Here is a 12835-nt window from a genome sequence, read left to right as displayed (position 1 = left end):
TGTATTTGTTTTATGGCGAGGAATTCAGAACCACATAGACCAGAACAATCGCACCACGTGGGCATTAAAGCTGTAGGCGGGTTCTTCGCCGGGAAGGAAGTCAGCACTATTGTTGTGCACGCGCACATCGTTGAAGTTTTCGTAGTCAAACAGCACATAATCCCAGTAAAGATTGACGCTCTGCTTGCGATCGAACAGTGCCCAGCGCTCGGGCAACTGATAAGAGGCGCCGATACCAATGGCGGTACTGGTGAAATCACTCAGCTCTTTATCCCGTGCGCGAAAGGTGGTGGCATCCGCATAGGGGAACAGGTCGCTGTAAAAATCCGCCCCATTCTGTTTGTAAAAACGCAGCTTGCCCTCGAGGATCAGGTTTTCTGCTTCCAGCGGGTGGGTATAACGCAGCTCCAGGTTGTCTGCGTCAATTCCCCAGCTGTCGGCGTAGCGGCGGTATTCCGTTTTGATCGCCGCACGGTAGGGCAGCATATATTTTGCACGCAGAGCCACGGCGTCGCTGTTGCGGGTTCTTGGATAGAGCTCAGCCTGGTAGGAAAACCCGAGATCGGTATTCGGGTTGGCATAGCGCACGCTGCGATAGGGGTTATTCAGGAACCCCTCGTCGGACACCGTTTCCACACTCAACTCGGCGATCAGCTTGGTGGTGAGAATCTGGCTCCAGCCGAGAGAGTAGCGACGGTGCTCGGCAAAATCCGAAAAATCACCGTCGTCGTTGCGCATTACCGTATCGCTGCCGTAGCTGGCGCGCATAGATAGTGAACTCAGGTCGCCAAAGAAATCCTGGCTGATGCCAAAGCCGACAGTTTCTGCCTGATAGTCACTTTCACTGGAGTTGGTGTAGTTGAGGCTCATGGTGGTTTTTTCCACCAGGTAGTCCGCCCCGAGGGAAAACTCGTCGCGCTGCTCGGTATAGGCGCTCGCCGTGGCCTGCACGTCGATGGATGCACCAGAGATCATGTCCACATAGTAATTAGCGGACAGAGAAACAGTGTTGCCTATATTTTTGCGTACCAGTACCGATGGCCCATCGATGGTGACACCACCACCGCTGTAACCGTGATACATGGTGTCCATGCGCTCTTCGGGCAAGACCGCGGCGGATGCATTGGTAGCGAGTAGAAATACCGCCAACAGGCCCGCTAACTTTCTGAAATCAGTTACAGCCACAACCGCCTCCAGAACCACCTTCCGCGCCGCGGGCTGCTTCGCGCGCTTCGTACACATGGTTCATGTAGCCTGCCGCCACCGGATCCCGCTCGAAGCTCATGATGGGGTCAGCGAGGTAGTGCCGCTCGTAGGGCTTTACCCAGGGCTCGGGCATGATGGTTTCACAACCGCCGAGCAGCAGCATGATGGGCAACAGTAACAGCGCGCGCTTGATCATGGCTTATTCCCGGATCAGTTCCTTGATGATTTTTTTGTACTCGGCTTCATCACCGCTGCGGTAGCCTTTGTGCACATAGCGCACATTGCCGTCGCGATCGATAAATACCGAGCTGGGCATGGCGTCCACACCGAACATTTTGCTCACGTCGCTCTGGGCATCGAACAACACCGGAAATTCCACCGGAATCTTGTTCAGCATTGCCTGGGCGTCTTCACGCTTGGCATCCACGTTGACACCCCACACCTGAAAGCCGACCGGCTCGTAGCGGGCGTGCAGGTCGTTAAGCAACGGCATTTCCTCGCGACAGGGGCCGCACCAGGAGGCCCAGAAGTTCAGCATGATTACTTCGCCGCGCTGTTCGCTCAGCTTCAGGTTGCCGTCTTTCAATGACGCAAGAGTGAAGTCCGCGGCCGGCACATTGGCGGAAGCTGGCGCGCCCGCCAGTAAAGCGGCACTGGTACAGAGAGCGGCAATCAGTTTACGCATGGAATTCTCCGGTTGTTGTTTTCAATTTTTAATGGTCAGAAATAAATGGAAACGCCCAGCTGGGCGGAGAGATTGTTGGTGGTGACGGGCTCACCAAAAATTTCGTGCTCGAAAATATGGTCGCGCACGTCGAGACGCAGAGCCAGCCAGTCTTGCGCGAGCATTCGCACCCCCACCCCCACGTTGTAGGTGAAGTGTTCTTCATCGGCAAAGCTGGTGTTACCCACGCCACCAATCAGGTACAGGTTACTGTTCAGCGCCCACTTGTCGAAAATGAAAATTTCCCCGGGCAGGAAGTTCCAGGCCAGTGACAGGTTGTACATGGATAGCTCGCGCTCTTCATCGGTCAGCAATGGTGCCGAGCCGCTGAGGCGCTCGTAACTGGATTCACCCAGGGTGGTCTCCCCGTAGGCGGCTTCCATAAAAAAGTCTTCGTTGATGTGGTAGGCGAGACTGCCGCCATAGAGGGCGTTACTGCCAAAGTCTTCCACATTCATGATGCCACCCAGATAGGCGGTCACCTCGAAATCTTCGCTGTCGATTTTGGCCTCGCGAATTTCGCGGCGCTCCAGATCCGGGGAGATGATCTCATCAATCACCGCATCCCCCTGAGCCAGCGACACGGAGGACAAACCGGCAATGGACAGGGCGCAGGCCAGTGTTACATGAATACGTCGAATCCCAATTTCCATTCGACTATCTCCTGGTTATTTTCCCGCGAGGTGAGCAGGTAGTGATTGGCAACTTCCGCGCGCAGCGCAAAGCGGCGGGATAAATAGGTGGTTACACCGATGCCGGTGAGCATGGTGGTGTCCTGGCGATCTTCGGTGGCGACGATGGTCGCGTTGGGCGAGGTAATATTAACGCCGGTACCGAGCATGAAATACGGCGAGAGTCGCCACTGGGGGAACGGCTGATGCAGCAGTGCAACCTGGTAGGTCTGGCTATCGGAATAGGCACCGATGGTCTGCGTCGCACGCAGTTCAGCAGAGATATTTCCGGTAAACCGATAGCCGAGGGAAACACCCAGGGAATTTGCACCGGCGAAGTCGCCGTAGGCGAAACCGAGGCGAAAACCCTGGTCACGGTAGTCGTCGATACCCGGAGTGGGCACGGTCACCTGCTCGCCTTCTACGGCAAAGATTTCGTCCAGGTCGGAGATTTTTGTCCAACCTGTTTTACCGGTGCGCGTCATGACTTTGACCCAGTCGGTACGACGCTTCAGCAGCCACAACCGCTCGCCGTACTCCACGACATGGTCGATGACATAGCCGCGACCCGGGCCAGTGTACAGGTTGAGAAATTCGGCCCCGTTGACCACCTGCTCGGCATCGTCCGGCACGCCTTCGGGAATGCGCTCGGCAAACTGGCTGGCAGAGAAGCTCTCGACAACCGGGGTATCTTCCGGCGCGTCTTGCTGGGCCACTGCCTGGCTGGCCACAAGCAAACCGGCGAGCAGCGCGGCCAGGCTGATGATTTGTTTTCCGGACTGGCAATTCATTATTTAATCGACCGGTGCTTCAAAGGGATTGTTGTAGTACTGCGCACCGATATCCAGCCACTCTGAAATCAAACGCAACTCTGCCGCGGACAATTCACCCTCGTGGAAACCGCCCGCCTCAAACACGTCGAAGAAGCGGCTGGCATTGGCCCCGTTGGTATTCATGATCCGCTGAATATTGACGGTAACCATAACAGGAATCGGGTTGTCATCGGCATCCAGAATCAGCTCGCCATTCTCATCGGTTTCGAACAGCGGGTTGCCATCGTCGTCGGTATCCTGCACCAGCACATTCTGCACCGCACCATCGCGCAGTTCTTCGGTGGGATTGTCAAAGATCAATTCCACGTAGGAGGTGCTGAAGTTATTGTTGACCCCGGACGGGTCACCGCGCAGGTCCAGCTGCCCCGGGGGTACCTGGGCCATACCGGCGGCGTCGCGGTTGCTGTGGCAGGCGGTGCAGGTACGGTCTTCCAGCACAGTGCCCATGTCATCGACAATCTCTCGCGGCAGATCCCAGATCGGCTGGATATGCTGCTGATAGTGGATGACCGTACGGCAGTTGCTGGTCCACTCGCTCTGACAGGGAAGGCTGGTGGGTGCCATTTCCGGCACCGGCAGGTCGCTGATACGGAGCTCGGTTGAAGGATCCTTCTCCCGCAGGTTGGCATCGGTCCACAGGTCAGAGAACAGAAGATCGCCCTCGAGTTGCGGGTGGCCAGCCACCCGCGCCATCAGCTGAGCCATGGTCTCGCCCATCTCGGCGGTGAGCGCTGGTTCGGTATTGGCAAACGGTGCCGCACTGGTGGGCGCCCCCGCCCACGCCGACGCTGGCTCTTTATCAGTGCGGCCATGAGGCACTTCGCTGTCGCGACTATGGCACCCCTGACACTTGCGCACTTCGCCGGCACGGAACTGCAACCAGTTACTGTGGCGGCCGACGATACGGCGGCCATCGGCATCCACAACGGAAATTGCCAGCGGCATATCCGCAGGCACTTTTACCCGCACGGAGCCATCTGGCTGAATCGGCGTGTAGCCGATGATTTCACGCATCAGCTGGGAGCGATTGCGGCCGAATGCGGAGCGGTCGAAATCCCGGGTGTCTTCATCGGGAATGCCCACCGCTTTTACCACCCGCAGGAAACGCGCGGGGCGTTCAGCAGCGGTGGTCTGCAGCGGGTCAGCAACCGCGGCAATATCCAGCGCGGCGGTGCCATCGAAATCGTACACGCTGCGGATATCCAGCACCGCCATACCCTCATCGAACAGATCGCGGTCGATATCGATTCCGGGGATGGGTTGAGGTATGAACTCGGGCACCGGGCGGGTATCGGCGGTCACCGCTTCGCTGATCATTTCCCCTTCGACCGGCTGAATGATCGGGCGCTGGGTGCCCTCGATATAGTCGTAAATCCACAGCCCGTAGAGCGGATCGGCAGGAACGATATCCGGGGTTGCCAGCCACTCGTCGGTACAGGGCTGCGGCATTTCGGTTTCCGGATCGATCACCCGGCATTCGCTCCAGCTCACCAACAGCCGGCTGGTGCCATCGTGAAAGGCCCAGGCATTGGCAAACAGGCCGTGCGGCGAGAGGCCGCCGTCGGTGATCACCTGCTCAACCGACAGGGATTCCTGCCCCTGCAAAACACCTTCCTGCTCAGGCTCACTGTAAGCCTCGGTATAGTTTTCCGTATCGATCACCACCATATCGCCGCCGTAGGTAATACCCTCCGGCGCGCGCAGGGTGACCAGAATGCGCCCGTCCGGCATCTGCTGTGGCTTGCTGAAGGCGGCGGGAATCGGGTCTGGCCCGGATCCGGTGCCGGTGGCTTGGCTGTGGTAGCCGTAGTGGAACTGAAGGTTGGTGCCGTCCGGTTTGACGGTGTACAGGCTCAGGCGGTCGACGCCGCCCATGTTGTCCCATCGACTGAACAGGATGCGGCCGTTAAACATGACGGTCGGAGACAGGTCATGGCTCTGGTTGTAAGAAATCTGCTGGATATCGCTGCCGTCTGCTTCCATCACATGCAGCACAAACGCAGGCTCTTCCAGATCTTCGGCGAGCGCGGAAAATTGCGGTTTATTGTCGTCGAGCAATAGAGCGCGGGAGCGGCGCTGACGAGTGGAGGTAAAGGCAATACGGCCATCGGGCAGGAACGCCGGGGCGATATCGTCACCCTCTTCGGCGATCAGATCAGACTGAATCACTCTGGTCAGTTGTGCGGATTCAAATTCGTATAACCAGATATTCCAGCTGGGCTGCTCTTCGTCGTCCAGCCCCTCGATATTGGGCGCACGCATAGCGAAAGCGAGCTGGGCACCATCCGCGGAGACGGTCAGGTCTTTTACGTCGTAGCCGCCCTCGAAAACAATGCCGGCCTCTTCATCACTGACAAATAGCTCCTCGGTCAACACCTGCTCCGGCGCAGTGGCGGTGGCGCGATCGCGCATAACCAGCTCGGCACCGGGGTTGAACGCCGATGGTGTATAGAGGTTATCCACCATCAACACATCGTCTTCGTCCCGGTTCAGGGTGCGACGCACATAGACCACCGGGTAATCCACCACCACCGGGTCTTCTGCCTGATCGCCGCCGCCGAGGCTCGAGCCTTCACCGCTGCCACCGGAGCAACCGGCAAGCAAGAGCAGTGAAAACAGTCCGCTGGCAGTTGCCGCCAGCGTACGAAATTTATTCAAGGGATGGTCCTCATCTCAGTTTCATCCGCGCAACCATTCACCAGCTTTTACAGCGTTCTTTCTGCGAGAAAGTGATCACTCACTGTGACCGCGGCGGGATGACTGGACTTGTGTACGACAAAAAATGCCGGAGTGTTATGCCCCGATTTTCGCGATTGCTTCACACACTCTCAAGCTGTGCACAAGGTTTTTGCCAACCAGTACTCGCTTTATCTTTTTGCCGCTGGCGAATCATTCCACATTCTTTACTATCGATTGCCTATCAATAGGTAAAATAAAACGCGCGGCTCTCACCACCGACCCGGCTGCGCGACGAGAACCCAACGCGTACCTGCCCATGAATATAAAATCGTCCGCTGCGCGCCTGCTGCTCGCAGCGACCACCTGTGTTAGTGCCTCGCTCACCGCGCCCGCTTTTGCCGGCCCGGAAGAACAGGCAGCCCAGATCCACAGCCGCATCACCGGCGTCAAACCCGATGTCGAGGTGCTGAAGAGCATGGCTGAAGACATTGCCGGTGGCGATGCAGAAGCGGCAGCGTTCAAGGCGATGGAGCACGATTCCTTTTACAACGTAACTCTGAAGAACCTGGTTACGCCCTGGACCAATCGCGACGGCGACAACTTTGCTCCGCTGAACGACTACACCGCGACCGTGATTGGCATGGTGCGCGACGATGTGGACTTCCGCGAGATTCTCTCCGGCGACATCGTCTATACCGGTGCTTCCGGCCTCGGGTTGCCGGCCTACAACAACAGCAACAACAACCACTACGAAGAACTGGAGCGCAGTGGCTACCCGCTACAGACGGCGCTTCAGCGCCAGACCCAGTCTTCCGTGACCGGCCTGCCTGGCGAAGCAACCGCTGGCGTAATGACCACCCGCGGCGGAGCCAAGGCGTTCTTCTATGCGGGCACCAACCGTGCCATGTTCCGCTTCACCCTGATGAATCACCTGTGCCGCGACCTGGAGCAGGTGCACGACACTTCGAGACCACCGGATCGCATCCGCCAGGATGTGAGCCGCAGCCCCGGTGGCGATAGCCGCGTATTCCAGAACAACTGCGTGGGCTGCCACAGCGGCATGGACCCGATGGCTCAGGCATTTGCCTATTACAACTTTGAATACGATGTGGACAGCGATCCCACCGGTGAAAGCGGCCGGCTGGACTACAACCGCGTCGGTGACACCGACCCGGCCACCAGCACCCGGGTACAGGCCAAGAACCATATCAACAGCGCCACCTTCCCCTACGGGTACGTGATTCCCGATGACAAGTGGGACAACTACTGGCGAGAAGGACCGAACATGCACCTGGGCTGGAGCAGCGAACTGCCCGGCACCGGCAACGGCGCCAAGTCTATGGGGCGCGAGCTGGCCAACAGCGAGGCCTTCGCCCAGTGCCAGGTCACCAAGGTATTCGAGCAAGTGTGCCTGCGCACACCGGAAGACAGTACTGACCGCAATCGCATATCCAGCATGACCGACCGCTTTACCGGCAACGGCTACCAGCTGAAGCAGGTTTATGCCGATGCTGCCGTTTACTGTGCGGGGGAATAACACAATGCAACAACTAACCAATCTGCCCCTAAAAAAAGTCGCACTGCTGTCCACACTTCTGGCATCTGCATTACTGGCCGCCTGTTCCGGCGGCAGTGGCCAATCCACCGAAGAACTGCCCAACACCAACCCGGATACCGACGACACCAGCTATTCCGGCCCGGCGCCGGAAAGTGAAGACGTACAGAATTACAAACGCTATATCTGGGACAACCTGGCCGCGGAAAACCGCTGTGGCAGCTGCCATATTGAAGGCAACCAGAGCCCGCGCTTTGTGCGCAGCGACGATATCAACCTCGCCCACGGCGAAGGCCGCGACCTGGTCAACCTGGGCAGCCCGGAAGATTCCCGTCTCGTCACCAAAGTGACCAGCGGCCACAATTGCTGGCTCGCCAACGCCGATACCTGTGGCGAGATCATCACCAACTACATCGAAGAGTGGGCTGCGGCATCCGGCTCCGTAGCCAGCAGTATCACCCTGACTCCTCCGGAAGAGCGGGATGTTGGCGCAAGCAAAAGCTTCCCCGCCTCCAGCGGCAACTTTGCCACCACCGTGTACCCACTGCTGGAACAGTACTGCGCAAGCTGCCACAGCGAAGATGCGGAAACCGCGCAACAGCCATATTTCGCCAGTAGCGATATCGATCAGGCCTACGAGGCGTCCAAAGCACGGATGGATCTGGACACACCGGAAAACTCCCGCTTCGTCGTGCGCCTCGGCAGTGACTTCCACAACTGCTGGAGCGATTGCGCCCAGGATGCCGACACCATGGCAGCCGCGATCCGCAACTTTGCCGACGGCATTGCCGTCACTGAAGTGGATCCCAGCTGGGTCACCAGTAAAGCCCTGTACCTCACCGACGGCGTTGTCGCCAGCGGCGGTGGCCGTATCGAGAACAACGCCATTGCTCTGTACGAATTCAAATCCGGCAGCGGCACCATCGCCTATGACACGTCCGGCGTGAATCCGGCCATCGACCTCAACCTGAACGGGGCCTACGAATGGCTCGGGTCCTGGGGTGTTCAGCTCAACGGCGGCAAAGCCCAGGCGGCCACCGCTACCAGCAAGCGCCTGTTCGACACCCTCACCGGCACCGGTGAATACACCATCGAAGCCTGGGTCGCCCCGGCCAACGTAGTGCAGGAAGGCCCCGCGCGAATCGTTACTTACTCCGGTAACAACGACACCCGCAACTTCACCCTTGGCCAGGCGATGTACAACTACACCTTCCAGAATCGCAACGATGCCAGCACCGATGCCAACGGTATGCCCGCGCTGATCACCGACGATATGGCAGAGCGCGTACAGGCCACCCTGCAACATGTGGTCGCCACCTTCGATCCGATCAACGGACGCCGCCTGTATGTGAACGGCGAATTCACCGGCGACGCAGATCCTGCGGAAGCCGGCCTGCTGTCCACCTGGGACGACTCTTTCGCTCTGGCCGTCGGCAGCGAAGTATCCGGCGATAACGTATGGCAGGGCTCCATGCGCCTGCTCGCCATCCACTCCCGCGCGCTGACGGAAGAGGACATTCTCACCAACTACGAAGCCGGTGTGGGCCAGAAATTCCTGTTGTTGTTCAAAGTCGAAGAACAGACCGACGTACCCCAGGGCTACGTCATGTTTGAAGTTCAGCAGTACGACAACCACGGTTACCTGTTCAGCGAACCTAAATTCATCACCCTGGAAGACGGCGTCACCCCTGACGGCGTGGTGATTCAGGGTATGCGTATCGGCATCAACGGCCGCGAAGCCGTTGTCGGCCAGTCCTGGGCAAAGCTCGATACCACCGTGACCGCCGCTGATTACGACCCGCAAAACGGCCAGAAACTTTCCCCGCTGGGCACCATCATCACGCTGGAGAAAGGGCCCACGTCGGACGAATTTTTCCTGACCTTCGAACGCCTGGGCAACGAAGAATTCGTACGCATCGAAGCCACCCCGGCGGCCCCCGCCGCACCCGCGGACCTCACTCCGCAGCCGCGCATCGGCATCCGCCGTTTCGAGCAGATTCACGCGGCACTGTCGGCGGCAACCGGTGTATCCAGTGCGCATCCGGACGTGATCGACACCTGGGAAAAAGTACAGCAGCAACTGCCCGTAGAAGCCGATATACGCGGCTTCCTCGCCGCCCAGCAGATGGGTATTACCCAGCTGGCGGTGAAATACTGCAGCACCCTGGTTAACGACACCGGCGCTCGCACCGCATATTTCCCAGGCTTCGACTTCTCTGCCAGCGCCGCAAATGCCTTTGACACCGACGCGAAGCGCGCACAGATCATCGACCCGCTGCTGGATAAACTCCTCGGCCGTCCGATCGCCTGGCCCGCCTCTGTTGGCGGCCACAGCGCACAGCTGGCCAGCGCACCGGATGAAAGCACCGTGCGCGAAGAGCTGGACGGGCTGATTGACACCATGACCGCCTGCGGCGGTAGCTGTAGCGCTGAGCGCACCGCAACCACCGTCAAAGCCACCTGCGCAGCGGCGATGGGCAGCGCGATGATTCTGATTCACTGATAACCGGGGCGATTGCACCGGGGAAGACAACATGAGCAAGAAAAAACATTTCGAACTGGATCAGCCACTGCGCCACCCGGACCACCACCGTCCGGTGAGCCGGCGGGACTTTCTCGGCCAGGGTTTTCGCGCTGGTATGGCCACGGTACTCGGCGGTTCCATTTTCAGCCTGTTTGCCAACCCGCGTATGGCCCAGGCTGCCCTGTCTTCCGACCTGGAAGCCATGCGCGCAACCTGCGGGGTCAGCGCCAACGGCGCCGGCAAAATTCCGTTTATTTGTTTTGATCTGGCGGGCGGTGCCAATATCGCCGGCTCCAACGTGCTGGTGGGCAAACAGGGCGGCCAGCTCGATTTCCTGAGCACCGCCGGCTACAGCAAACAGGGCCTGCCCGGCGATATGGTGCCATCGCTGACGGATGCCGCCGGCAACTCCTTCGTCAACAACGACCTCGGCCTCTCGTTCCACAGCGACAGCCAGATGCTGCGCGGTATTCTGGAAAAAGTGGCACCCGGCACCTCTGCGGCCATTAACGGTGCGGTGATTCCCGCGCGCTCCGAGAACGACACCGGCAACAATCCGCACAACCCCATGTACGGTATCAACCGCGCCGGCGCCAACGGCTCACTGCTCGCCCTTATCGGCTCGCAAACCAGCGAGTCCGGCGGCAACTCCATGGCACCCGCGGACCTGATCAACGCCGAAGTGCGCCCCACCAAGATCGACCGCCCGTCCGATGTAACCGGACTGGTCGATGTCGGTGACTTGGTCGGCCTGCTGAGCCAGGAGGATACCGTCGCGGTGATGGAATCCATGTACCGGATTTCCAATGCCAAGCTGGGCAAAGTCAGTACCCAGGTCAGCAACGACGCCGTGATCAAAGACCTGGTGAAGTGTGGCTACATGAAAAGTGCCGACCTCGCCGACCGCTTTGGCGACCCCACCGCACTGGACCCCGCACTGGATCCGGACATTGTCGGGCCCGCCGGCATCTTTTCTTCTGCAGAATTTTTTGGCGACCGCGAATTCCAGAAGGCCGCGTCCACCATGAAACTGGTAATCAATGGCTACGCCGGCGCCGGCACCATTACCATGGGCGGCTACGACTACCACACGGGCGACCGCGCCACCGGCGAGATGCGCGACCTGCGCGCCGGCCGTTGTATCGGTGCCTGTCTGGAATATGCTGCGCGCGTTGGCCAGCCGCTGATGGTGTACGTATTCAGCGACGGTTCCGTGTTCAGTAACGGCATGATTGATGATTCGGTCGAAGGCCGCGGCAAAGGCGTGTGGACTGGCGATAACCAGCAGACCGCCGCGTCCTATTTCCTGGTGTACAACCCCACCGGCCGCCCGCAACTGCTCGGCGGCACCCCGGAGGAACAGGCCCGTCATCAACAGCTGGGCTACATGCGCCCGTCCGGTGACGTTGAGACGGCCGGTAGCCCGGCGGCCAATAACGTCAACCAGCTGGTGCAGACGGTAGTGCTGAATTATATGGCCCTGCACAACGAGCAGAATGGTTTTGGCAATCTGTTCCCCAATCACGGCCTGGGTAATGCGAGCCTGATGGACAGCCTGACCGCGTTTGCACCGATTCGATAACCACTCAGTCAACCGATAAAAGAAACTCCGATGTACCTCGCGCGCACTTTTGTACTGTTTACCAGCCTGCTCAGCGCCGCCCTCTGTCACGGCGAGTGGCACTACGAAAAACAGGACATCATGGGCACCGAGGTACACCTGCAGTTCTGGCACCAGGACCAGAAGCAGGCCGACGCCATCACACGCGCCGTGATGGATGAATTTCGCCGCATCGATGCTGCGCTGTCGCCCTACAAGGAAAGCAGCGAACTCTCGCGGGTCAACCGCGAAGCAGGCCTGGGGCCAATGGCGGTCTCTGATGAACTGGCATCGATCGTCGATAAATCCCTGTGGTACAGCGACAAAACGGGCGGCGCCTTTGATATCACTTATGCCACCGTCGGCAGCCTGTACGATTTCCGCAAGGGTGAAAAAGCAAACCAGAAAACGACCGACACCCTGCTGCCCGCAGTCAATTACCAACACATTCAGTTGAGTAAAAAGCAACGGAATCAGCCATTTCGCGCGCTCGAATTTACCGACAAACGCACAAAAATAGACCTCGGTGGTATCGCCAAGGGCTACGCGGTAGATCGCGCGGTAGCCATTCTGCAACAGCGCGGTGTGCACAATGCCAGTGTCAGCGCCGGTGGCGACGCGCGCTTGCTGGGTGACAAACGCGGCAAACCCTGGCTGATCGGTATCCGCCACCCACGGGACCGATCAAAAAATGCGGCAGTAATTCCGCTAGAAAACACCGCAATTTCCACGTCGGGAGATTACGAACGTTTTTTCATCGATGACGACGATCACCGGGTACATCATATTTTCGACCCGTCTACCGGCAAGCCCGCGGAAACAGATTCCAGCGGCGACGCGAGCGACAGCGACAAGCTGATCAGCGTCAGTGTGATCGGTCCGCACGGTTTTGATACCGATCCGTTGTCCACCAGCGTATTTGTACTCGGCAAGAAAAAAGGCATGGCACTGATCGAAGATCTGACCGGATTTGAAGCGGTCGTCATCGATGCCAATCACCGGATGTTCTTTAGCAGCGGACTGGCGCAGTAATTGCCAACTGC

General features: G+C 58.8%; 10 protein-coding genes. 4 read left to right on the top strand and 6 right to left on the bottom strand.

What is annotated here, in order from left to right; all coding sequences use genetic code 11:
• Positions 1 to 24: 24 nt before the first annotated feature.
• The 6 genes from Q1A74_RS07535 to Q1A74_RS07510 form a co-directional block, all read right to left on the bottom strand.
• Positions 25 to 1092: a DUF3570 domain-containing protein gene (locus Q1A74_RS07535; RefSeq protein WP_299595568.1), complete on the bottom strand. Its 1068-nt coding sequence runs from the start codon at positions 1090 to 1092 to the stop codon at positions 25 to 27.
• Positions 1093 to 1171: 79 nt separating this feature from the next.
• Positions 1172 to 1369, bottom strand: a complete 198-nt coding sequence (locus tag Q1A74_RS07530) for a DUF4266 domain-containing protein (protein WP_299595566.1) — start codon at positions 1367 to 1369, stop codon at positions 1172 to 1174.
• 36 nt (positions 1370 to 1405) lie between these two features.
• The gene (locus Q1A74_RS07525) at positions 1406 to 1891 is read right to left on the bottom strand and encodes a TlpA disulfide reductase family protein (RefSeq protein WP_299594288.1); all 486 of its coding nucleotides are present in this window, start codon (positions 1889 to 1891) and stop codon (positions 1406 to 1408) included.
• 35 nt (positions 1892 to 1926) lie between these two features.
• Entirely contained in the window at positions 1927 to 2583 is a 657-nt protein-coding gene (locus tag Q1A74_RS07520) for an outer membrane beta-barrel domain-containing protein (RefSeq protein ID WP_299594286.1), read from the bottom strand.
• Entirely contained in the window at positions 2553 to 3392 is an 840-nt protein-coding gene (locus tag Q1A74_RS07515) for a hypothetical protein (protein ID WP_299594284.1), read from the bottom strand. The genes Q1A74_RS07520 and Q1A74_RS07515 overlap by 31 nt, the downstream gene beginning before the upstream one ends.
• 3 nt (positions 3393 to 3395) lie before the next feature.
• Positions 3396 to 6092 carry a hypothetical protein gene (locus Q1A74_RS07510; protein WP_299594282.1) on the bottom strand — a complete coding sequence of 899 codons (2697 nt, stop codon included), beginning with the start codon at positions 6090 to 6092 and terminating at the stop codon, positions 3396 to 3398.
• 337 nt (positions 6093 to 6429) lie between these two features.
• Here Q1A74_RS07510 and Q1A74_RS07505 point away from each other — a divergent pair, with 337 nt between their 5' ends.
• The 4 genes from Q1A74_RS07505 to Q1A74_RS07490 are packed head-to-tail and all read left to right on the top strand — an operon-like array spanning position 6430 to position 12824.
• On the top strand, positions 6430 to 7650 hold the full coding sequence (locus tag Q1A74_RS07505) for a hypothetical protein (RefSeq protein WP_299594280.1): 1221 nt from the start codon (positions 6430 to 6432) through the stop codon (positions 7648 to 7650).
• 4 nt (positions 7651 to 7654) lie between these two features.
• A complete protein-coding gene (locus tag Q1A74_RS07500) occupies positions 7655 to 10171 on the top strand; it encodes a LamG domain-containing protein (protein WP_299594278.1) in 2517 nt (838 codons plus the stop codon).
• 31 nt (positions 10172 to 10202) lie between these two features.
• Complete coding sequence (locus Q1A74_RS07495) at positions 10203 to 11774, top strand: general secretion pathway protein GspF (protein WP_299594276.1); 1572 nt, start codon at positions 10203 to 10205, stop codon at positions 11772 to 11774.
• Positions 11775 to 11804: 30 nt separating this feature from the next.
• Complete coding sequence (locus Q1A74_RS07490; RefSeq protein WP_299594274.1) at positions 11805 to 12824, top strand: FAD:protein FMN transferase; 1020 nt, start codon at positions 11805 to 11807, stop codon at positions 12822 to 12824.
• The last annotated feature ends 11 nt before the right edge of the window (positions 12825 to 12835 follow it).

Origin of the sequence: uncultured Microbulbifer sp. (assembly GCF_947504145.1) — a bacterium.
Lineage (GTDB): Bacteria > Pseudomonadota > Gammaproteobacteria > Pseudomonadales > Cellvibrionaceae > Microbulbifer.
This window is presented reverse-complemented; position numbering and strand designations above follow the sequence as displayed.